The sequence below is a fragment of the Caenimonas koreensis DSM 17982 genome (assembly GCF_009646335.1).
Classification (GTDB): Bacteria; Pseudomonadota; Gammaproteobacteria; order Burkholderiales; family Burkholderiaceae_C; genus Ramlibacter; species Ramlibacter koreensis.
This window is the reverse complement of the sequence record NZ_WJBU01000032.1, coordinates 1-21,404: the sequence shown is the minus strand read 5'-3', so window position 1 is coordinate 21,404 and position 21,404 is coordinate 1. Positions and strand designations below refer to the sequence as shown.

At 61.1% G+C, this 21,404-nt stretch carries 17 protein-coding genes; 4 read left to right on the top strand and 13 right to left on the bottom strand.

Going from position 1 to position 21,404, the window contains the following annotated elements:
• Positions 1–77: 77 nt before the first annotated feature.
• Both GHT07_RS21020 and GHT07_RS21015 read left to right on the top strand, forming a co-directional pair.
• Positions 78–236: a hypothetical protein gene (locus GHT07_RS21020; protein ID WP_153587053.1), complete on the top strand. Its 159-nt coding sequence runs from the start codon at positions 78–80 to the stop codon at positions 234–236.
• Between the two features lie 46 nt (positions 237–282).
• Positions 283–1,263: a Bug family tripartite tricarboxylate transporter substrate binding protein gene (locus GHT07_RS21015; protein ID WP_194793007.1), complete on the top strand. Its 981-nt coding sequence runs from the start codon at positions 283–285 to the stop codon at positions 1,261–1,263.
• A gap of 172 nt (positions 1,264–1,435) precedes the next feature.
• On the opposite strand, the gene GHT07_RS21010 is transcribed toward GHT07_RS21015, so the two are convergent.
• On the bottom strand, positions 1,436–2,389 hold the full coding sequence (locus GHT07_RS21010; RefSeq protein WP_323741049.1) for an MBL fold metallo-hydrolase: 954 nt from the start codon (positions 2,387–2,389) through the stop codon (positions 1,436–1,438).
• Positions 2,390–2,408: 19 nt separating this feature from the next.
• On the bottom strand, positions 2,409–3,722 hold the full coding sequence (locus GHT07_RS21005) for an amidohydrolase family protein (protein ID WP_153587050.1): 1,314 nt from the start codon (positions 3,720–3,722) through the stop codon (positions 2,409–2,411).
• 365 nt (positions 3,723–4,087) lie between these two features.
• On the opposite strand from GHT07_RS21005, the gene GHT07_RS21000 reads away from it, so the two are divergent.
• Positions 4,088–4,681 carry a TetR/AcrR family transcriptional regulator gene (locus tag GHT07_RS21000; protein ID WP_228488474.1) on the top strand — a complete coding sequence of 198 codons (594 nt, stop codon included), beginning with the start codon at positions 4,088–4,090 and terminating at the stop codon, positions 4,679–4,681.
• Positions 4,682–4,720: 39 nt separating this feature from the next.
• On the opposite strand, the gene GHT07_RS20995 is transcribed toward GHT07_RS21000, so the two are convergent.
• Positions 4,721–6,229, bottom strand: a complete 1,509-nt coding sequence (locus tag GHT07_RS20995; RefSeq protein ID WP_153587048.1) for an AMP-binding protein — start codon at positions 6,227–6,229, stop codon at positions 4,721–4,723.
• A 212-nt stretch (positions 6,230–6,441) separates the two neighbouring features.
• Here GHT07_RS20995 and GHT07_RS20990 point away from each other — a divergent pair, with 212 nt between their 5' ends.
• On the top strand, positions 6,442–6,987 hold the full coding sequence (locus tag GHT07_RS20990) for a MarR family winged helix-turn-helix transcriptional regulator (protein WP_153587047.1): 546 nt from the start codon (positions 6,442–6,444) through the stop codon (positions 6,985–6,987).
• A 20-nt stretch (positions 6,988–7,007) separates the two neighbouring features.
• Here GHT07_RS20990 and GHT07_RS20985 read toward each other — a convergent pair whose 3' ends face one another.
• The 10 genes from GHT07_RS20985 to GHT07_RS20940 all read right to left on the bottom strand — a co-directional run bounded on the left by GHT07_RS20985 (position 7,008) and on the right by GHT07_RS20940 (position 21,223).
• Positions 7,008–8,312 (bottom strand): TRAP transporter large permease, encoded by a 1,305-nt coding sequence (locus GHT07_RS20985; protein WP_153587046.1) that lies wholly within the window; start codon positions 8,310–8,312, stop codon positions 7,008–7,010.
• Complete coding sequence (locus GHT07_RS20980) at positions 8,305–8,829, bottom strand: TRAP transporter small permease (protein WP_153587045.1); 525 nt, start codon at positions 8,827–8,829, stop codon at positions 8,305–8,307. The genes GHT07_RS20985 and GHT07_RS20980 overlap by 8 nt, the downstream gene beginning before the upstream one ends.
• A 42-nt stretch (positions 8,830–8,871) precedes the next feature.
• Positions 8,872–9,894 carry a TRAP transporter substrate-binding protein gene (locus GHT07_RS20975; protein WP_153587044.1) on the bottom strand — a complete coding sequence of 341 codons (1,023 nt, stop codon included), beginning with the start codon at positions 9,892–9,894 and terminating at the stop codon, positions 8,872–8,874.
• A gap of 125 nt (positions 9,895–10,019) precedes the next feature.
• Positions 10,020–11,189: an acetyl-CoA acetyltransferase gene (locus GHT07_RS20970; RefSeq protein WP_153587043.1), complete on the bottom strand. Its 1,170-nt coding sequence runs from the start codon at positions 11,187–11,189 to the stop codon at positions 10,020–10,022.
• 61 nt (positions 11,190–11,250) lie between these two features.
• Positions 11,251–12,228: a fumarylacetoacetate hydrolase family protein gene (locus GHT07_RS20965; RefSeq protein WP_153587042.1), complete on the bottom strand. Its 978-nt coding sequence runs from the start codon at positions 12,226–12,228 to the stop codon at positions 11,251–11,253.
• On the bottom strand, positions 12,225–13,370 hold the full coding sequence (locus GHT07_RS20960) for a homogentisate 1,2-dioxygenase (protein WP_153587041.1): 1,146 nt from the start codon (positions 13,368–13,370) through the stop codon (positions 12,225–12,227). Before GHT07_RS20960 ends, GHT07_RS20965 begins: the two co-directional genes overlap by 4 nt.
• Positions 13,367–14,383 (bottom strand): 4-hydroxyphenylpyruvate dioxygenase family protein, encoded by a 1,017-nt coding sequence (locus GHT07_RS20955; RefSeq protein WP_153587040.1) that lies wholly within the window; start codon positions 14,381–14,383, stop codon positions 13,367–13,369. The genes GHT07_RS20960 and GHT07_RS20955 overlap by 4 nt, the downstream gene beginning before the upstream one ends.
• An 803-nt stretch (positions 14,384–15,186) precedes the next feature.
• Positions 15,187–18,000: a DEAD/DEAH box helicase gene (locus GHT07_RS20950; RefSeq protein WP_153587039.1), complete on the bottom strand. Its 2,814-nt coding sequence runs from the start codon at positions 17,998–18,000 to the stop codon at positions 15,187–15,189.
• Entirely contained in the window at positions 17,997–20,003 is a 2,007-nt protein-coding gene (locus GHT07_RS20945) for a phospholipase D-like domain-containing protein (protein ID WP_153587038.1), read from the bottom strand. Before GHT07_RS20945 ends, GHT07_RS20950 begins: the two co-directional genes overlap by 4 nt.
• Before the next feature lie 14 nt (positions 20,004–20,017).
• Positions 20,018–21,223: a hypothetical protein gene (locus GHT07_RS20940; protein ID WP_153587037.1), complete on the bottom strand. Its 1,206-nt coding sequence runs from the start codon at positions 21,221–21,223 to the stop codon at positions 20,018–20,020.
• Between the last annotated feature and the right edge of the window lie 181 nt (positions 21,224–21,404).

Sequence of the window (21,404 nt, the reverse complement as noted above, 5' to 3'; positions counted from 1 at the left end):
ATACCCGTTTACAAAGCGAACAGGAAAGTCAATGAAATCAACGGTCTACCCAGACCACCCCCGCGCCAGTGCTAGCTTTGCGTACCGTCACTTATTGCACTGAAAACGAGGAGACCCCGTTCGCCGCGATCGCACTGGCCAAGCAGATGCTTGCCGAAGGCGCGCCCGATCTGCGCGCCGAGTCGGCACTGATCGCGCTCGCGCTCCACGCCAGGAAGAACGGCGACACGAACTGATCAATCAATCAATCACGCAATCGACGATATGAACAGGAGACAGGACATGAACATCGACAACCGCATGACGCGCCGCGCGTCGCTCAAGCTGATGGGCGCCGGCGCTGCCGTGATGGGCGCGCCCGCGCTGCACGCGCAGGCTTTCCCGAACCGGCCGATCCGCATCATCGTGCCGAGCGGCCCCGGCGGCGGTGCCGATACCTTTGCGCGGCTGATGTCGATAGCGGCCGCGCGCGAACTGGGCCAGTCGCTCGTGATCGAGAACGTTCCGGGCGCGGGCGGCATCGTCGGCGCGGACCGCGTGGTGCGCGCGCCCAAGGACGGCTACACCGTACTCTGGGGCCTGAACCCGATCTTCACCATGATTCCCGCGCTGGGCACCAGCATGCCCTTCGCGCCGGCCGACCTCCAGCCGGTTTGCACGTTGATCTCCAATGCCTATGTGTGGGTGGCACGCGCCGACTTCCCGGCCAACAACGCGAAGGAACTGATCGCGCTGGCCAAGGCCTCGCCGGGCAAGTTCTCGTATGCGTCCACCGGCAACGGCAGCGCCGCGCATCTGGGCGGTGCGCTGCTGGAGCAGGAAGCCGGCATCAGCATGCTGCACGTGCCCTTCAAAGGCACCGGCATCGCCGAAGTCATGGGTGGCCAGGTCGACCTGAAGATGGAACCGCTCGGATCGGCCGTGTCGCTGATCCAGGGCGGCAAACTCAAGGCCCTTGCCGTCACGTCACGCCAGGTACTGGCGCCACTGCCCAATGTCCGGCCCCTGCTGGAGGTGGTGCCGGGCTATGAAGTCGAAGGCTGGCACAGCGTCTGGGTTGCCGCGGGCACGCCGCCGGCAATCGTCGAGACGCTGCGCAAGGGCTTCACCGCAGCCATCGCCACGCCCGACATGCGCGGCCGCGTCGAGCAGACCGGCTCGAACGTCTACCTGCTCGGCGCCGCCGAGACCACGGCGCTCGCAGCGAAGGAACTCGACGTGTGGAAGAAGCTGATCGTGGCGAAGAAGATCGTCGCTGAATAGGCGTCGCGCCGATGCGCCCGCCTCTCGCGAACCGCCGAGCAGCCGCCACCGGCAGCACTCGGCCCTTCAGCGGCCAGCAAGTATCCATGCATCCGCGACATGCCGCGCTTTCGAGTACCGCGACTCCACCCCGCCCCGATATCATCCGCCCGGGGAATCGCAACCGCCGCGGCTACGATCCGCGCAACGCGTTCCACATTTCGAGATCGCGCTCGGCCGTCCAGATACGAGGATCCCGGATGCCCGTCAACTCGTCGTAGCAGCGCGAAACATTGAACGATTGGCAGTGCTCGAAGATGGATAGGTGACCGTACTTCGGCTTGAGCGAAGCGTAGGTATCGTCAAAGATCCGCTTCAATGCGTATCCGTTCGCGATGCCTTGCGCGACGTTGTCTCGCAAGGCAACGACGAACTCCTCCTGCGCCCCGATGAGCCGCTTGATGTCCTCGGGCGTGGTCATCGGCATCCCGCGGCCCGGGACTAGCTTTTCCGGTGCAAACGCGAGAAGTGCCTTGAGCGTGTCGGGCCATTCGGTGATGTAGGCGTCGCCGCAATAGGGTGTCGCACCCTGCTCCACGAGGTCACCGGTGAAAAGGACTTTCTCTCCGGGCAGCCAGACAATCGTGTCCCCTTTGGTATGTCCCTTGCCGACGTGGCAGATCCGCACCTCTACGCCATCCATCCATACCGTCAGTTCCTTCTCAAACACCAACGTCGGCCAGACCATACCCTTGATGGTATCCGCGCGTGTGAAAAGGCGCGGCAAGCGTTCAATCTCGCTCTTGAAATCCTGTTCTCCCCGCTCTTTCAAGAGCTCCCAACTTCCTTTGCTGGCGATGATCTGCTGCGGATGGTGCGCGGGCGCGCCTAGTGCCCGCGCCGCATGGTAATGCGTGAGCACGACATACTTGATCGGCTTGTCGCTCACCGTGCGCGCATACTGGTTGATCTCCTCCGCCATGAACGGTGTGGCTTTGGTGTCTATCACCATCACTTCATTGGGCGTGATGACCATGCCCGTGTTTGTGTCGTTTTCCGCGGTCAGCAGGTAAGCGCTTTCACTCACGCGAATGAAATGCCTGGGTTTGTGTTCGTTGTCCCCGCGGGATGCGAATTGGATCATGATCTTTCTTTCATCAGAAGGGTCAGAGCGTCGCCGCCGCATCGGCTGAGGCGAACATGCGATTGATATCGCCCGAAGTCACCGGCTTGTTTGGGTCGCGCTTGGGTGCGGCGCCACCCATACCCAATTGAGGTTCCGTCTTGACATGCTTGGCCTTCTCGCGCAATGCACCGACCGTGCAGTTCTCTCGCCCGAATCGGGTGAAAGGGTCGTACCCGAAGTTGCGCATTGCATTCAAATGCGTGATCTTGTCGATCGCCGCGTCGGACAGTTTCTGATTGCTGGCCTGCTGCCAGAAGACTTCGGGCGATTTCGGCCACGTGCAGTCGGAATGGGGATAGTCACATTCCCAAGCGACGTTGTCGACATTGATGGAATCGAGATTCTTTAGTCCGAACTCATCCTCGATGAAGCAAGTCATGATGTGCTTTTTGAACACGTCGCTTGGCCTCTGGCCACCGAAGCTCGACATCGTCCACGCCGAGTGGTGCCGATGGGTGAAGTCCGCCCGCTCCATGAGATAGGGAATCCACCCGATACCGCCTTCGGACAGCACCATGCGCAGATTCGGATACTTCTTCCACATCGGCGCCCAAATCCAATCGGCGGCAGAATTGGCGATCGAGATCGGCATGGTGGCGATCCACGCGTCGATCGGTGATTCGTCCGACGCGTGCCCAGCATTCCCCCCCGTGCCGATATGACAGCAGATCACCACATCATTGTCCGCGCACGCTTTCCAAACGGGATCCCAATGCCCGTTGTGGATTGACGGATAGCCGTGAACGGTCGGATTGTCGGAAAACGATAGCGCACGAACGCCCTGCTTTGCCATCCGCTCGACTTCGTCGGCCGCCGCCTGTGCATCCCACCACGGCACAATCATCAGCGGAATGAAACGGCCCATAGCGGCGTTGCACCAGTCGTGCAAATGCCAGTCGTTGTAGGCACGGATCGCGGCAAGCGAAACACCTCGGTCGGCGTAGTGCTGAAGGCGTTGACCGGCAAAGCCCGGGAAAGTCGGAAAGCACATGGAACCGAGCACGCCGTTCGCATTCATGTCTTCGACACGCGCGCCGACGTCCCACGTGCCACGCCGCATGTGCGCATATCCGAGGGGCTCCATGCCGTACTCCTCCTTCGGGCGGCCAACCACCGAATTCAAGCCCATGTAGCCGCTTGCCGTTTCTTCAAAGACCCACACGTCCCGGCCGCTTCGCTCCACGATCCTGGGTTCGCGTCCCTTGTACTTCGCCGCCATGTGTGGCGTAAAGGCATTGGGCGGCTCAATCGCGTGGTCGTCCACGCTGACGAAGATGAGGTCATCGAGGTTCATGGGTTGTCTCCTGTAAGGCGGTTTGTTCACAAGCATATTTTCAGGAATAAATTGAACACATTCAATAAATATGTTCAACTTCAATATAAGGGTAATCACCAGCCGGGCTGGCGTGCAGCAAAGGGCTACCAAGGGCTGGGTTCATGTGGCGCGCCGCGCGTTGTCGTTCGAGTAAGCTCGAATACATGACCCGGAGAAAGACACCTGCGGCTGCCGGACGGCGCCGAAATGGCGCGCGACCTGCAATCAGGGCGACGTTCACGCCGCCACGCGCGGCGCGCGAACCCCTGCACGGAAAGATCTCACCGTCTGCAGAGCAACATACTCCGCGCAGTCGATCCAATAGCAAGCGATCGATGCAGACAATGGAAAAGATCTTCGATGCGACCGAGCGAATTATTCTTGAGTCGGGAGCCGAGCGCATTTCGATTCTCGACGTCTGCAGAATCGCCGACATGTCGCGCGGCACTTTTTACCGCTATTTTGATTCTCAAGAGGATCTGCTCGACGCATTCTCCGAATACAAGCGCGAGAGCTTCTACCAGATGCTCGCCGAGGCGCTCGAATCATGCACCACGCCCGAGGAGCGACTCGCGACGATGGTGAGCTATCTCGAAGACTATCTGGCAAATGGCAACCCGCGGCGGATGCTTCTTGTCGCCCCGGGCTTCGCGCTGAAATTCCTCAAACGCATCTTTCGCGATGCCGTTGTACGCTTTCAGGTGTTTCTCTCGCCTGTGTTCGATGCGTGGGATCAGCGCCTGGGCGTGAAACTCGATAGGGAGTTGATATGCGACTTGATGGTGCGCCTTGTGATGAGCGAGCAGCTTGTGGAAGGGGAAACCGAGCGGGGCGCCATCCCGCAGCAGATTGGCCAGCTTGTAATCGCACTACGCCTTGCGGGCATCCACGAGAAGAAGCACCCGACAGGAAGGGCCTCCCGCGTTTCACGCAGGTGAAACCATGAAGCAGCAGACGAAGGGCCGATTCGGTCCAGGCTACTGGACATGTCCTGAATCCAGCATCTCCTTCAGTTCGCGCTTCAGGACCTTTCCGTAGCTATTCTTCGGAAGAGAAGTCACGAAGTAGTACTGCTTCGGACGCTTGAAGCGAGCGATCGAACTCAGGCAGTGTGCATCGAGTTCTTCGGCGGTGATCTGTCTTTCCACTTCAGGGACGACAAAGGCAACAACGATCTCGCCCCACTCGTCGTCGCGCTGGCCCAGCACTGAGACTTCCTGCACCGCCGGATGGGTCAGCAACAATTCTTCGATTTCTCGAGGATAGATGTTCGTGCCGCCACTGATCACTACATCCTTGCTGCGATCGCGCAGCGTCAGGTAGCCCCGCTCGTCAAACGTCCCCATATCGCCCGTGTGAAGCCACCCATTGCGAAGCGTTTCAGCCGTCGCCGCCGGACTGCCCCAGTAGCCCGACATGACAACGTCTCCGCGGCAGACAATCTCGCCTATCTCCCCCGCAGGCAATGGGTTGTCGTTCGAATCGACGACGCGAAGCTGTACACCGGTACGCGGCACACCGACCGAGCCGAGAATCCGTGAGTCCGCCGTCAAATGGTCTTCGCGGCGCAAGCCGGTGATTGTCATGGGCGATTCGCCTTGCCCATAGATCTGGCTGAACACCGGGCCGAGTACGGCGATATCCTTGACCAGCTCTTCCACGTACATCGGCCCGCCACCGTAGACGATGCTGCGAAGACCGGCGGGGACAGCACCCTTCGACTGCGCCGCCAGTCGCAACCTCTGCACCATCGTGGGCGCGAGGAACGCACCGCAACCCGGATGGAATCCGCACAATGCGAGGAACTCTTCCGCATCAAAGCTGCTTGCCGTCGCGATGACCTGCCTTGCACCACTTGCCACATAGGCCGGTATATACAGCCCTGAGCCGTGCGACATCGGTGCCGCATGAATCTGCGAGCAGGATTCATCCAGCTTCTCTACATCCGCCAGATGCGCAAGTGTCAATGCGACGAGGTTGCGATGGGAAAGCATCGCTCCCTTGCTGCGTCCAGTGGTACCGCTTGTGAAGAACAGCCACGCCAACTGGTCGGGGGCAGTTGAAGGGACGTCTGCCGGCGCCCGGGAGAAGAGATCCTCATACTCGGGCGAGCCGATGGTGACGACTTGCCGGCTTCCGCACTCCTTCCGAATTGCCGGTGCCAGACGCTCCGACGCGATCACCAGTGAGGGCTCCGCATCCTCGAAAATGCGGGCCGCCTCTTTCGAGTGAAGCTTGTAGTTGACAGGCACGATGGCGCCTTCCGCAGCCCAAGTGCCGAACATCACTTCTAGATATTGGGGGGCATTCTCGGTCACGATCGCGACGCGTGAATGAGACACGCACCGCTCCCGGAGCGCCGCGGCCAGACATAGGGAGCGCCGCCACAAGTCGTGCCACGACTGCACCCGCTCACGTCCGAAATACACCGCTGGAGCATCAGGCCAGCGACGGGCGGTGCGATCCAGCATCAGGAAAATGTTCATGACCGTAGTGCGCAGCAAAGAATGAATGAAACCGTAGAATACTAATATTCTCAAGAAAACATTTCAATTGAAATTTTTTCAAACCTCTTTGACGAGAATGTCGGCCTCAGGATGCAGGTCCTCTGCACGCAGTGACCCGCCCCGGGGGGGTGCCCTGCAAAAAGTGCTAGTCCTCTTTTGGCGGACCGGCGATGGCCGTATGATGTGCTCACATGACGAACTCCGTATCCGTGACCAAAACCAATGAATCTGGCCGCGAAGCGAAGCTGCAGCTCCATCGCTGGTTCCCTTACAGGTTTTCATGGATTGCCAACGAGGTCAGCATTTCGCTTCATCATGTCTACCACACGCGTTGGGGTATTTCCGTGCCGGCGTGGCGGGTCATCTGCGTGCTTGCCGAATTTGCACCGCTGTCCGGCAAAGGCGTGGCCTCGGAGACGGCGATGGACGTGGTCCAAGTGACTCGCGCCGTCAACGACCTTCACCGTAAACGGCTCGTGCTGCGCAAGGAAGACGCGCTTGATCGGCGCAAGGTGTCGCTTGAGTTGAGCGCCACGGGGAAGCGGTTGTACGAGGAAGTCATTCCCTATGCGTTGCAGCTTGAAGAACAACTTCTGGATGGACTGTCCGGTCGCGAACGCGAAGTTCTTTCTAGCTTGCTGGATCGAGTCCATGAAAATACGGTGCGCTCCGTTAGTGGCAATGTCCCGGAAGCCGCAAAAAGGAAGCGAACCGGTATGAGACGACGCCTTTCCTAGCCATGCTTTTCCGCAGCGTGTCAGCGCACGAGCGATGGCAAATACAACGCAATGGCGGGGAAGCTGATGAGGATAGCGAGACGCACGATGTCGGTGGCGACAAAAGGCAGAACGCCCTTGAAGATCGTGGTGAAACTCACATCTTGCACAACACTCTTGATCACGAAAACAATCATCCCGACGGGCGGATGAATCAATCCCAGTTCAACCGTCATGACGACGATCACCCCGAACCATATTGGATCGAAACCGAGTTGCGTGATGACAGGGTAGATGATCGGCACCGTCAGGATGATCATGGCCATGGCGTCCATCAGACATCCAAGCACCAAGTACATCAGCAGAATGAGGATCAGAACACCGTAAGAGCCGATTCCCAGGCTCGTCAAGAACACCGTGATCTTCTGGGGCGTCTGCGTGATCGTCAGAAAGTAACCGAACATCAATGCGCCGATCAGCACGGTAAACACGGCTGCCGCCGTACGTGTCGCCGACAGAAGTGCCTCACGAATCTTGGCGATATTCAGCTTTCTGCGGAGAACCCCGAGAATCAGCGCCCCGCTTGCACCGACCCCTCCGGCCTCGGTAGGTGTGAAGAACCCTCCATACAGCCCGCCGATCACGAACAGGAACAAGGTGATCGGCGCCCAAACATTGGACAGATCCGCCAGGCGTTCGCGCCAGGCCCGCGGTTCACTATGCGGCAGCCATTTGGGTTTGATCAATACGATCAAGAAGATAGTTATCACATAGAGAATCATGGCAAGAATGCCTGGCAGGATTCCCGCCATGAATAGCTTGCCGACGTCCTGTTGCGTCAGAACGGCGTACACTGCCAACACCGTGGAGGGCGGCAACATCGCGCCCAGTGAACCGCCGGCGGCGATCACGCCTGCGGAGAACGACTGCGGATACCCGGCCCTCCGCATCTCCGGATAAGCGACGGTGGAAAACGTTGCCGCGGTGGCAACCGACGAACCGCATATGGCGGCGAATCCACCACATGCCAATACGGTCGCGACTCCCAATCCTCCGCGCACATGCCCGATCATCGAATTCGCAGCTTTGAAGAGTTCCCGGCCAAGGCCCGAAACGGAAACGACCGCGCCCATGAGCATGAACATGGGAATGACACCGAACGTGTATTCGGTCACCGTACGCATTGACGTCTGCCCCACGAGTTTCAGCGCGGGACCGGGACCCACAATCATGCTGTATCCGGTGATCCCAACCAGTCCCATCGCCATCCCCACGGGGACCCGCAGAAGCATCAACGCGAATAGGCTGACGAATCCAAGAATGGCGATCAAGTCGGTTTCAGCCATGGTTCTCCTGGCTTTCAGAACTCTCCGTGCCATGCTCGAGGGACTCAGGATTGAACATGAGCCGCCAAGTCCGGATCGCTATCAGCAGCACGGCGCACACGTCGCCTGCCCACGCCACTGCATAAAACGGCCACGTGGGAATATTCATGTCGTAAGTCAGCACACGATCGTTGTACGTTCCTCGCACCTTGTCGAAGAGCATCGTCGTCTGGACGATCACGACAAACAGGAGTACGAGAGTCGCGAAGATATCGATCGCACGCCTGATTCGCGGTGTTGCCGCCGTCCAAACAAGATCCACCGTGATGTGACCACCGCGATAGCTGGTCGCCGCAATTCCCCAGAAAATGAGAATGCCCAGCAGCATGCGGCCGAAATCGTATGAGTCCGGTATGGATGTTGAAAAAATCTTCCGCAGCAGAACGTTCAGGAAAATGTTCAGTGCAACGAGTCCGACGAAGATCGCCGCGAGAGACTCGATGGCATTGATAAATCGGTCCGAGAAGTTGTTCTTCATGAGAGCGCTTTGCGCCAGCAAGGCGCTGGCGTATCTGTCGTGTCAGAGCGCCGACTTGTACTTGGCAAGGGTCTTCTTCAGCGAATCGAGGATCTGCTTGGGGTCGCCGCCGACCTTCTTCACGCCTTCGGCCCAAGCAGCTTCTACAGGCTGCGCGGCCGTACGCCAAATCTGCACCTGCTCGGGGGTCATCTCCACAATCTCATGACCCGCCTGGGCTGCGACCTTCGGCTTGCCGGCCGCCTCGAAGTCAGCCCAGGGCGTAGCCACTTTTTCTGCCCATGTGCTTGTGCAATGATCGTCAATGGCTTTCTTCTGATTGACCGACAGCGACTTGTACTTTTCCTTGTTCATCACGAGAACGGTCGGCGCAGCGAACATCGGAAAGTCGATGTGGTATTTGGCCACCTTGTCGAGGCCGAACAAGACAACAGAACCCCAAGGGAACATCACCGAGTCGGCGACTCCGCGTTCCAGCAGGTCGCGTAACTCCGGCGCGGACGCCTGCACATTTGTCCCCCCGAGGGTGGTGACGAACTGGGCCAGCATCGCATTCGCCGGCCGAATCTTCATGCCCTTCACATCCGTGGGCAATACGATCTTCTTGCGGGAATGCATGCCAGCAGGGTCACTCGTGAAAGCCATGCAGAACTGCACATCCTTCATCTCCGTCGCGGCATATTGCTGATACCACTCGTTGATCGCCGCCGACCCCGCCTTCGCATTGGAGATGTACAGCGGTAGCTGAGCAGCGCCGATGATCGGGAACCGACCGGGCTGATAGCCTGGATTGACCCAAGTAATATCGGCAATTCCGTCACGGGCCATGTCATAGTGATCGAATGCCTTACCCAGCTGCTCAGCGGGGAAAAGTGTGAAGGTCAGCGTCCCTCCGGACTGCTTCTTGATGTCGTCCGCCCATGCCTGCAGCGTCGGATTCAGAGGCTGCTGCGCCGGCACCCAGGTCGAGATCCGTAGCGCCACGTTCTTGTCTTGCGCGAGCGCGCCAAAGCACATGAAGCAGGTAGCAACCGTCGCGATAACCGCCTTGGTTCTATTGAACATAGTCTGTCTCCTTCGTGGATTACACGTTGACTTTCCGATGACCACCCATTCTATTTCATTTGCAATTATTGCAAATGACTAACATCATGGGAGTTACCCTAAACGCAGGCATTGCGTCCGATCGGTTAATGGCTTCGCTCCAGAATGGATACGTAGTTCGCCACGCCGGCCCCGCCCATGTTGAAGACCCCCGCAAACGAAGCGCCTGGAAGTTGCATATCTCCGGCCTCGCCAGCGAGCTGCATTGCCGCGAGGGCGTGCATGGAAACGCCCGTCGCCCCGATGGGGTGCCCCTTCGCTTTCAGCCCCCCAGACAGGTTGACAGGCAATTTGCCGCCCTTCTCCACCCATCCCTCTTCGATAGCCTGCCTGCCGCGTCCCATCGGGGTGAGGCCCATGGCTTCGTACTCGAGCAATTCGGCGATCGTGAAGCAATCGTGGGTTTCAACGAAATCAAGATCGTCCAGCGCCAGTTTTGATGCCGCGAGGGCCCTTTGCCAAGCAAACTGGCAGCCCTCCAGCTTGGTGGGATCGCGGCGCGACAACGGCAGAAAGTCATTCAAGTGTTCGGCTGCGCGGAAGCGGATCGCGCGCCTCGCCTCCGCGGCCAGGTGCGCATCGGAAAGGACGATCGCCGCGGCGCCGTCGGAGATCGGCGAACAATCGGTGCGCCGCAGGGGTTGAGCGACATAAGGGTTGCTGTCGGAGACCGTCCTGCAGAACTCGTATCCGAAGTCCTTTCGGATTTGCGCGAAGGGATTGGCAGTACCATTGCGATGGTTTTTCGCGGCGATGCGTGCCAGGCTGTCGGAGGCATTGCCATACAACTCGAAATACGCCTCCGCCATCTGGGCAAAGACTCCGGCGAAGCCACTCGATCCGCTTCCTTCTCGATCCGCCCGATACGAAGCGCCGAGCAGAACCTCGCCGACCTGCTGATTCGTGAGTGCGGTCATCTTCTCGGCGCCGATCACGAGCGCCGTACGTCCGCGCCCGGCCTCGATGTAGTTCATGGCCGCGTACACGGCGGCGGAGCCAGTGGCACATGCGTTTTCCAGCCGCGTCGCGCCCTTGAAGCGGAGACTCGGCACGGCCTGCAGCACCAGCGAAGAGGGAAAATCCTGCTTCTGGAAGCCGTTGTTGAATACGCCGATGAACACGGCATCGATGTCGGAGGCTTCCAGCCCGCTATTGCGAATCGCGGGTTCAGCAACCAACGCGATCAGCGCCTCCAGACTATCCTGGGCGAGGCGTCCGAAAGGGCTGTGCGCCCAACCGATGATGTGGGTCTTCATTCAGTTTCCTGGTTAGTGGCGGTGGCAGGGGCTACTTGCGCCACCGAGTGTTCGTGCATGCCTACGCTTGCCGAACGGCCTGGTCAATCGGACCGAAAAGGCTTTTTCCCTGCCGGTCGAACGCCTCGATGTGAACCCTGTCGCCGATCGACAGATAGGGGGTGGTCGGCGACCCCGATTGAATCGTTTCGATATGACGCCGTTCGACAAGGCATGAAACACCCTTTTTTTCGTCGTAGTTCGACACCGTTCCGGCTCCTACGATTGTTCCCGCCACCAGTGGCCGCGTCTTGGCCGCATGCTCGATGATTCTCGGAAATCCAAACTGCTGATCGACACCTGCTTGCGGGTTACCCAGTCGAATGCCATTGACGGCCGAGACGACTTCGCACACGGCCTTGCCATCCACCCAGTCCGAACCGAGTTCGTCTCCCGTGATGGCAATGGGAGCAAAGGCACTCGGAGGCTTGCTCCAGAAGAAGCCGAAACCCTTGGACAACTCGCGCGGAACCAGATTGCGCAACGTGACATCGTTCAACAGGACAATCAGTCGAATGTGCGCAGAAGCATCGGCCGACGAGCATCCGGAGGGAACATCGCCCACGATCACCGCGAGCTCCGATTCGAAATCGACGCCCCATTCGGCGCTCCCGGAAATCGGATCGCTCCCGGCAAGATTGCAGTCCGAACAGCCTTGATAGATGGCCGGTTCGACTTCCCATCCTTCCGGCATCGCCGCACCGCGAGCTTGACGAGCCCGCTTCATATGGCTCATATAGCCACCGGCATCCACCCAACCGTATGCACGTGGCAACGGAGCCATGAACGCCACAGGGTCGAAAGCATGGGTGTCTGAAACTCGGCCCGCCTCAAGCGCAAGGGCCAACTCCTGCAGTCGAGGTGCGATCTGCTCCCAGTGATCAATGGCCTGCTGAAGGCTGTTTGCAATCTCAGTCGCTTTGCAGAACAACGTCAATGCCTTGTTGACGACGCACAGTGCGCCATCCTTGGTCCCGTCTCTGAGTGTCGCCAGCCTCATCGTTTTTCTCCTTCGTTGTATTCAGTCCAGGAAAGTGCGTAGTCGGGGATATCCACCGCTGCAGAAAGATCGGCGACCTCCAGCGGATCGCGAAAATCGATATTGATGCCGATCTCGTCGGTGTGATCTCGCGAACGCTGCTGACCGACACGATAGGCCTTTGGCGCGGGCCCATGCGAAAAGCCCGACGGATGGAAAGTCATCATTCCCGCGCGCAGGTGGTCCTTGCTAAAGAAATTGCCGCGGTGCAGAAACAGGAGCTCGTCGTAGTCTTCGTTGGAATGGAAAAAAGGAACTCTTTGGGCTTGCGGATCAGATTCCAGTGGCCTTGGGCAGAACGCGCAGATCGCAATCCGCTCGCTAACGAACGTCGTGTGCACCGAAGGTGGCAGGTGGTACCGCGGCGAAACCACCGGCCGGATCTGGTCGACATTCAGGCGCAAGACGCACAAGTCTCCCTTCCAGCCCACGACGTCCAGTGGATTGTGCGGATACGTCACCTGAAACGTCGTGCCCGCACGCTTGCCGAGAACCTGCCATTCCCCGGGCATGTCGGCCTGGGCAAAATGGGCAGCGTCCAACTGCGGTATGTCGAGCACCGCAGGGTCGAACTGAGCGTGCTGTCCGAGCATTCCGCGATCGGGAACCGTGAAGCGATCGCCTACGGTTTCAACCATGAGGAATTCGCACGAGCCGCTCGTCTCGATACGCCACATGGTTCCCCGGGGGATGAGCAGGAAATCGCCCTCCCGGATTTCCAGGTGCCCATAGTCGCAGAACAGTTGACCGGCACCCCGGTGCAAGAGCAGCAATGTGTCTCCGTCCGCATTGCGGCACAACGTCTTCATCGACGATGCTAGCTTCCAGAAGCGCACGGAGCCGCGTGAATTGAAAACTACCGGCCGAACGGACCATGGCGAGTCGGCCCCCGGCAGTTCGTTCAGATCGAGCAGGCGTGGCCGATGTGGACCCACCCAAGACGTCCAGGACGTTGGCGCGTGCCTGTGATAGAGATGGCTGACGGGGCCGGCGAATCCATCCCTGGCATGTTCGCGCTCGAACGTGTTCGGCGGAACGGCGACATGCGCCTGCCGGGAATAGGTACCCTGTGCAAGAGGAAAACTAACCCGTGGCTGGCTCATTTCAGCACTCCTCGCTCGAACTGATCCCGCTCCATCGCCTCGAACAGTGCGCGACCGTTGCCCTCGCCGAAGCCTCGATTGTTCTTGCGCTGAATGAACTCGAAAAACATGGGGCCGATCGTCTGCTTGGTGAAGATCTGGAGCAAGAGCTGCGGCTTTTCATCGTGCATCTCGCCGTCGATATAGATTCCCAGCGATTCGAGCCTCGCGATGTCTTCTGCTCTGGCTAGATCCTTCTTTTTCGCATCGCGGTAGTACTCCGCAGGAAGCGGAAGAAATTCGATCCGGTTCGACCGCAGTTGCGCAACCTCGTCATAGATATTCTTCGTGGAAATCGCGATATGCTGGATTCCCTCCCCGCCCAGAACATCCAGGAACTCCTGGATTTGGGACTTCGGCTCGTCCGGCTTGTTGAAGGTGAGGCAGAATGTGCCGCATGGCGAACGAAGTGCGTTGGTGGCAAACCCTGTCGCTTGGCCACGGGTCTCGAACGCCCAGACCAAGTCGAACCCGAACACGCTTCGGAAAAACGAAACCCACTTGTCGAAAGCGTTCGTGGCAACGTTGTGCGTCAAGTGATCGATGGCGCATCCAGGCTCATCGGCGCACATCGCACCTCCCCCCAACGCGAAGTTCTTGGGGACCAGATATATCGCCGTGCCGCCAATGCCTTCAACCGTTGGTACGTCGACGAGGAGCCGATGCCGAGCCGAGTACGGCTTAGCCCCTCGCGCAACCGCTGCGTCGAGTGCGCCCGCAGGGTCTTCAACACGCATGGCCCAAGCGGCAACCGCTGGGCCATGCTCGGCCCCGAATGCGGCAGCAAGGCTGCCCTCCGCCTTGTTGGCGACGAACTGCACCCCACCCTTTTGCAAGATCTCGGCAGAACCGGGCGATCCTTGACGCTGAAAGCCCAACCGGTTCAACCCGGCCATCTCCGCCTGCCCTAGCCCGCCAAATTCCACGAAACCGATCCCGACAATACCTAGAGGATTCACATCGATTCCTTTCATTTGCAATCAATTATTTTTGAAATATACATCAATTGAAATTAATTGGGCAAAGAGCGCTCATCGCCAGGAGGAAGCCCCATCTGGCCATTTGTAGAAATCCAAAAGGAAAGCCCGTTGAAGAATCAGCGGGTCTTGGAGATTGACGGAGTGGACGGACGCTGTGGCAAAGGCGCGCGGCGCATCACCATGACTCACGCCCTGTTGTCCGCTGCATTGCCCATCATCCCATCTATTCGCAGAGTCTCAGTATGCCTCATTCAACCTCGCGACAGACGATGGGACAGGGATGGGGAAAGGACTTGCGGGCGCCTCGGCATCTATGTACAAATATACAGTCCCACCTTGAGTCACCAACGCGACGCGAGGAGCGGCATCGTGGCGAGAATTTCCATGACCAACTCCAAGCAAACATCAAACCGAGTTGCCTCTGTTGCGGGAAGGACCCTGCAAAGTAACTCTGCCAGCGCCCTTCAAGAATCGCTGGCCGGCTCTGCGTTGCGCCAAACTGGCAGTACCGCGCAGACAGGTGCGAAGACCGAGGCAAAAAGCGTCCCGAGCGCTCGACAATCCAAAGTCCGCAAGCGTGACGCGCACTCTGGCAGGAAGCGTGGTCTCGCAATCCAATCGCAAGCGATACAAGGCCGAGAGCGATGCAGTCCACGGAATCGCACTCGTGCAATCAACTAGTACTTCGACCGTGGTCTATGAGCAGAAGCCCAGACACTGCCCTGGAGGCTTCAGCACCCTAAGCGCTCACCTGGCCGCCTCAACCTCGAGCTCTGGAAGCACGATGGCTTCGATCTTCAATTCGAGCCTCCCACCGGGGAGAAATTGGGCGCAGCGGCATTGATCTCGTCGATGTAGCCGTCGAGCATGGGATCCTGCGTTCGCGCCGATTCTGGAATCACGATGCCGTGCAACTGTGCCCGCAGGTCGTCCCATCGGCCTTGCAGGACACGCCAGTTTTCCTCGTCGTAGGTGCCCTTGAAGACAACCGAAAGCACACGTATGCGGGGCCACTCACCGGCCGGCGGATGTGGCGCATCTTCGGTCGGCAGCATCTGCTCCCACAAGCTTCCCAGGCGATCAACCCGGCCGATCTGCTGTTCGACCACCCCCGGGTTCCATTCGGGATGCAACAGCACCACCGTGCGACAGGCCCGATGAAGGTTCAAGCCCTCCCGCCCCACCATGGATTGGGTAACGAGCACCCTCAGGTCGCTGGCGCCGCGATTGAAGGCCTGCTGCAGCAGCCTGCGCGTGGGGTGCGGGGTATTTCCGACCATCAGGCGCGCGAACGTGGCACGCCGCCCACCGAACTCGTCACGCAGCCGCGCAGCGATCTCCAGCCAGGCGTGGCGAGCATCCTCGGGGTCGAAGGCGCCTTCGCCCGTGGGATTCTCGTCATCGCGGTCGCCGCCGGCCTCGACGAGTTCGACAAATGCGTCCGCCCAGGCGCGGTCTCCCAGCGTCTCTGCGTCGGGTCCGAGCGTTTCCAGAATGGCGTTGAGCACGGCCGCCGCACTCTTCAGGCTTTCGTCGCCAGTGCTGCCGGCACCTTCGTCACGATTCTCGTCCCAGTTCTCGTCAAACCGGCTCCCGACGCTGGCGGCAAAGACCTCGAACAGCCCGAGCACGCGAGCGCTGGCCGTACTCTCCGCCAAACCAGAACCGATGCGCCGCAAGAGGTACTTGCGCAGGCGGTCCTTCTGCGAGGTCCAGCTGTCGTAATGTTCCTTGAGCGCCTGCTCGATGTGCGAGCGCTCGAGCAGTTTGCCACTCAACCACGCGGCCGCATTCAGCGGCTCCCGGCCGCGCAGCTGTGCGTGCGCCACCTCGGTGGCAGCCCACTCCTCGTTGCTGAGCGTGGTCTTCGGCCAGGGGCGCGCAAGCGCCAGGTTGCGCAACATTCGGCGCGCATTGAGCAGTTCGACGAGCGCATTCATCGGTGCGGTAAAGCGGCCGAAAACCAACACCTTCTCGTTGCGTCCGCCCGGGGATTCGACGACCGACTCTATGGCCTCGACGGCAGCCAGCAACGCCGGATGGTTGTGCAACGAGGCCGCATGGCCGCCGGATAGCGCCTGCCTCAGCACCCCCATCCAGTGCCGGGCCCGCAAGGCATCGGGTGAAGGACCGGCAGAGGGCTCAGCCGATGCGCCGTGCGACAAGTCGCCCTCCTCCCCCGGCGGTTCGGTGTGCATGTCGAGGATTGCGTTCAATCCATGACCATTGCCGATCGTCAGGCGCAACCGCCCCACCTGGGAGGACGAGTCGGCTCGCCGTGTGTCGAGCAAGGACAGCGATTCCGCCGCGCAGATGGCCTGGCGCCAATGCACAGGCAGATTCGTGACTTCCACGGCAATGGCTTCGAAGCTCCGGTAGTCGTGGAAGGGCAGTCCCGTTCTGCGCTGGAAATACCGCACGGATTCGGTTTCGCGCTTGTCGCGGTGGATGAGCCAGGGGTGCAAGGCCTGATGGAAATCGGCAGATGCGCGGGCGAAAGCCTCGCGTGCGGCTGCATCGCTGGGCCGCGCGCGAACATCGGCTGTCGCCTTTTCGAAGACGCCGATCTTGCGGGAGACATCGGCATCCATCGTCACCTGAAGGCGCTTGAGCGTCGTCTCCCAGTCGCTCGCGCTCAGCTCGATTGGTGTCGCAGTCATGCAAAGCCGCCGTACGCCGCCGCCGCTGCCCGGTTGCCTGCCTTGAACCACCGTGTCCAGCAGCCGCTGCAGGCCGGACTCGTCGCCGCGGCTCTTGTGTGCTTCATCGACGACGACCAGGTCGAATATCCCCAACCCGAGGCCCACGGACTGCTCCAGCCAGGCACGAAGGTCGCCTGATTGGGAATAGTCGCGCTCCAGTATGTCCGACCAGGCACTGCCCTCGATCAACGCGTCCAGCGTCTGCCGCATCTGCGCGGCACCTTTTCCGCCAGGGTTTGCGGCTACCACGATATCGGCCGCCGCATTGCGGCAACGCCTGTCTTCCCGACGTCTCTGCCGGCCTTCACCGGCCTGCGTGCGCAGGTGCGTGTCAGCCTTGTATCCGTTCGGGCTGCGTCCATACCTGACCTTGCGCCACTGTGCATAGAGTTCCGGTAGCAGGCCAATCCGCCATGCATCTGTCTTGCTTCCCAGGCGCCAGTTGGTGAATGCATGCGAGATGAGCAGGATGTCCTCTTCTCGCCAGCAGCGCGCCTCCTCCGGTTTGTCCTTCTCCGGCTCCTTCCAGGCATCCAGGAACTGCTTCAGGCTTCGCAGCAGCGACTTGCATTCGACGCCGCCCGCGCGCAGTTCCGCTCCCCACTGGTAGCCGAGCCCCGGCGGCACCAGCACCGCGACTCGGCCACCCGACTCGATGACTGCGCGCGCCACGGTGACCGCGATCCGCGTCTTGCCCATGCCCACTTCATCGGCGATGAGCATTCCGCTGTCAGGTAGCGCCCTCGCGATGTCCTCGACGGCACGGCATTGGCCTTCGTTGAGCGCCGAGCCCGTGGCGCGCACGCCTGGTTGCTGCCGGGCTTGCGCATCGCGCTCCGCGCGGGCAGCCTCCTGCAGCCGCTGGCGCACCGCGGTCCAGCCTGCGAACGATCGCTGTTTCCCGCTCATGAATGCTCTCCCAAATCGGCGAACCCCTCCATGCCCCAGGCCTGCGCGACCCGTTGCAGCGCAGCTTGCAACCTCCGGTGGCTTTCGCTGTCGGCCGCGCTCGCATAGGCAGGCACGAAACCTTGCGAGCGCAATGCGGGCAGAGGGTTGAGCTTGAGCTGCACGAAGGCATCGACCTCTCTGCTGTCGCCTGCCTGCACCAGCGATTGCTCGAGCCGCAAGCACCAGGCCTTCCAGTCGCTTTCGGCGATGGTGGCCTGTCGCGAAGCGATGGCCTCGATCTGCGCCAGCATTTCGCGGATCGCATTGGCCGGGCGTGTAGTCCTTGGCGACTCTGCGTTCAGGATCAAGGCGGCGTTGTCGCCAGCGCCACCCTCGTCGTCATCGTCCTCCACCATGCTGAGCGGGAAAGCATCGAGCCGCCGCGCGACCTCGCCGAGCGAGAGTGTCCCGAGCGGGGTCGCAGCCATGCGGCCCCACCCGTCTTGCACGGGGATGAGCGCCCGGCGCCGCACACCCTCGTCATCCAGCCATTGCAGGGCGACCTGCCGGGGCAACGCGGCCGGCCACCGCCAGGCATCACCGTCACGGGCGCAAGGGGCACCCGTGGAGTCCAGCAGTTCACAGCCGACGGGAATGGGGCCAGGGGCGCGAAGGCGACCCTCCTCTTGCCCAGGCAAGGCCTCCCATTGCAACCAGGGCACAGGGGGCGCCAGCCAGGCGGCCTCGCGCTCAGGCATGTCGTCCCCTGCCGCCGGCGGCTTGTCGGGCGTCAGCAGTTCGAGTTCCTGGTACGGCAGCGTTTCGGTCACATAGAGGACACCGGGCTCTACGTGGGTGACCAGCATGCCCTTGCCTCGGCCCACCTTCACCTCAGGTTGCCAGCGCATCTCGCCCGTCGCAAAGACAACGCCCGCCTCCAGATTGCCCGCCGCGCCTGCGCGCCGCGTGAATCCAGGCTGCGTCAGGTTGCCGGAGCCGAGGTAGACCCAGCCGCTGGTGCACCGGCCGGAACCTTCCTGCGAATTGCAGCTGAACAGGAACTTGGCATGCAGTTCGCGCCGACTGTCACTGCCATAGAGGCTCGCGGGGCGGCCAGGCGGCCGGACTGTCCATCCCGCCTTGTGAATCGCCTTCATCGAGAGCGCCACGGCCTGGCATCCCGAAGGATTGACCACAAGCGTCACCGCCGCCGACGCTGTCAGGAGGCCTTCCTGCACCAGCTGCTCAACGATGCTCGCGGGAACAGACGGCAGCGCGCCGTCGCCGCCGCCTTCGTAGAAGCCGGAACCCATGATGAGATGCTGCCGCCTCTTCGGCTGTGCATGCCCTTTCACCAGGGCGGGAATCTGCTTGTGCAGCGAATCGCGGCGGCTGTCGAAAAACCGGGGGCGCTTGTCGCCCACGGCTTTCGTACAAAGCACGATCCAGGTATCGACAAGATCGATCGCCTGTGCCGTCTCTCCCGGCTCCCCCCTGGATGGCGCCAGAAGCAGCTGCGTGTCGTATCTTTCACGCAGCCAGGACATCAGGTCGGCCGCAGCCGAGATATCCGCGCAGCGCTGCTGAACATCTCCGTCCGCAGTGTTGATCTCACTGCTGGAGAGCTCGATCGTCCATGCGAGATCCAGGCTGCTCTCCAGCGTCTCGGTGGTCCAGTTCCCCGTCGACACGACGAGACGCAGCCGCCAACGCGCAGGGTCTTCATGGTCGCGAAACCCCATCAACGCGATCTTGGCGTGCATCAGCGCGAAGGCCCGCGGCTCCTGCAAGGCGGCGAGCATTGGCAGATGTGCAACGCCCGGAATATCCGCCAGCGGCAGTTGCACATTGCCCGGATCGAGTATCAGGCCCATCCGGATGTGCCCAGCGGCAGCGCGAAGATCGGCCGTCGCGCCGGTGAAACGCTCGGCCATGTCGTTGATGCACAGCGCGTCTGCGCTGTAGCCGCAAACCCAGGCAAAGAGTGGGTCGTGGCCTTCCGGTGCCTCGAACAGTCGCACGAGTGAAGGCCGGGTCATGCCGGGGCCTCCGTGTTTGCCCCTCGCGCCAGCCAATCGGACAGCTGCCCATGGAGGTCGACGTTGAGCAGGAAGATGTTGTGGATGCGATGCGATATCTGCGCCGGCCACTGCAGTGCGCTGCCCGCCTCCGGAGTCGGCCCGGCCTGCGCATCCGGCTCTTCGGCGGCAGGGGTCGGGTCTGCGGCCTCCGTCCTGCGCCGAAAAGCGAAGCCGGGATAGATCTCATCGCCCCTTCGCCTGAGAACACGCCCGTCCCGATCGACAAGAAACGCGATGACGGCCGCGTCGCTCGCCTGCGCGCAGCTTCGGCAGAAGAGCTCGGCGTCAGGGTCGCCGTGTTTCAGTTCCAGAAATCCGCGCGATCGGTCGCGCAGTTGCTCGATGGCCGCGTTCGCCGCGGGCGAGACGTTCCCGATTCGCCATGTCTCACGCCCCGCAGTCGCCACGGAAAGCTCCAGCAGGTCCAGCAGCGCAAGTGCGGCATCGCGGGCCGCGAACAGCGCGGCGCCCGCCTTCATGTCCAGCCAGTGCTCGGGCAAGATTCCCTCAGGCGCAGCCTGCCAGTCCGCACGGGCGGGCTGCTGGCGCATGCGCTCCACCCAGGCCAGCGCGGCGCGCCGGCGCTGGCGGCTTTCGGCAGCCTCGCCGGCCGCACCGAATTGCAGCCGGTCCCGCAACTGCGCCTGCCCTTCCCTGGGCAAGGGCTCGCAAGGCGACAGCGCGCGTGACAGGCTCCCCGAATCGACGTCCTCCCGGCCCTCGGTCCAGCGCTGCAAGTAGTCAAGGAGATCCCGCTTGCCCGGCCTGTAGCCATTGCAAGCGGCCTGGATGAAATCTCTGCCGGCATCCGTAAGGGTGTAGGCGTTGAACCTCAACTGCGTGCCTTCGGCAAGGCCCAGCGCAGGTAGTGCGAGCGTCGTAGCCATGCGCATCGGCTGGCTCACGTAGAAGCTGCGCCGCCGCACCCTCGCAAACTCCATCGGGTCGTCGCGCTTGAGCTTCTGGCTGCCACGCAGGCGCGCCTCGGGGCTCCAGCCTCTCGCCGAGAGCCCTAGCCAGCAGCCGAGTGCCTCCACAGCATTGGCACATTCGACATTGCTGACCCGACCTCTTGCCTGCCGGATGCGCTGGGCGAGTTCGAGGCCCAGGCAGGCAAGCAGCGCCTGCTTGCCGAACCAGATGCCGCCAAGTCCGGGCACGGCCTTCTCGTTGAATCGGCGTACCGCCGAGGCCAGCCCCAACGTGCGGACCCGGCGCTCGCCGGGGTCTCCTCGTTTTCAGTGCAATAAGTGACGGTACGCAAAGCTAGCACTGGCGCGGGGGTGGTCTGGGTAGACCGTTGATTTCATTGACTTTCCTGTTCGCTTTGTAAACGGGTAT

What these genes read in the sequence shown, in the direction of transcription:
- GHT07_RS20965 (WP_153587042.1), bottom strand. Translation starts at nt 12,228, where the DNA reads ATGAGGCTGGCGACACTCAGAGACGGGACCAAGGATGGCGCACTGTGC.
- GHT07_RS20970 (WP_153587043.1), bottom strand. Translation starts at nt 11,189, where the DNA reads ATGAAGACCCACATCATCGGTTGGGCGCACAGCCCTTTCGGACGCCTC.
- GHT07_RS21005 (WP_153587050.1), bottom strand. Translation starts at nt 3,722, where the DNA reads ATGAACCTCGATGACCTCATCTTCGTCAGCGTGGACGACCACGCGATT.
- GHT07_RS20985 (WP_153587046.1), bottom strand. Translation starts at nt 8,312, where the DNA reads ATGGCTGAAACCGACTTGATCGCCATTCTTGGATTCGTCAGCCTATTC.
- GHT07_RS20955 (WP_153587040.1), bottom strand. Translation starts at nt 14,383, where the DNA reads ATGAAAGGAATCGATGTGAATCCTCTAGGTATTGTCGGGATCGGTTTC.
- GHT07_RS20990 (WP_153587047.1), top strand. Translation starts at nt 6,442, where the DNA reads ATGACGAACTCCGTATCCGTGACCAAAACCAATGAATCTGGCCGCGAA.
- GHT07_RS20995 (WP_153587048.1), bottom strand. Translation starts at nt 6,229, where the DNA reads ATGAACATTTTCCTGATGCTGGATCGCACCGCCCGTCGCTGGCCTGAT.
- GHT07_RS20975 (WP_153587044.1), bottom strand. Translation starts at nt 9,894, where the DNA reads ATGTTCAATAGAACCAAGGCGGTTATCGCGACGGTTGCTACCTGCTTC.
- GHT07_RS21000 (WP_228488474.1), top strand. Translation starts at nt 4,088, where the DNA reads ATGGAAAAGATCTTCGATGCGACCGAGCGAATTATTCTTGAGTCGGGA.
- GHT07_RS20960 (WP_153587041.1), bottom strand. Translation starts at nt 13,370, where the DNA reads ATGAGCCAGCCACGGGTTAGTTTTCCTCTTGCACAGGGTACCTATTCC.
- GHT07_RS20950 (WP_153587039.1), bottom strand. Translation starts at nt 18,000, where the DNA reads ATGAGCGGGAAACAGCGATCGTTCGCAGGCTGGACCGCGGTGCGCCAG.
- GHT07_RS21015 (WP_194793007.1), top strand. Translation starts at nt 283, where the DNA reads ATGAACATCGACAACCGCATGACGCGCCGCGCGTCGCTCAAGCTGATG.
- GHT07_RS20980 (WP_153587045.1), bottom strand. Translation starts at nt 8,829, where the DNA reads ATGAAGAACAACTTCTCGGACCGATTTATCAATGCCATCGAGTCTCTC.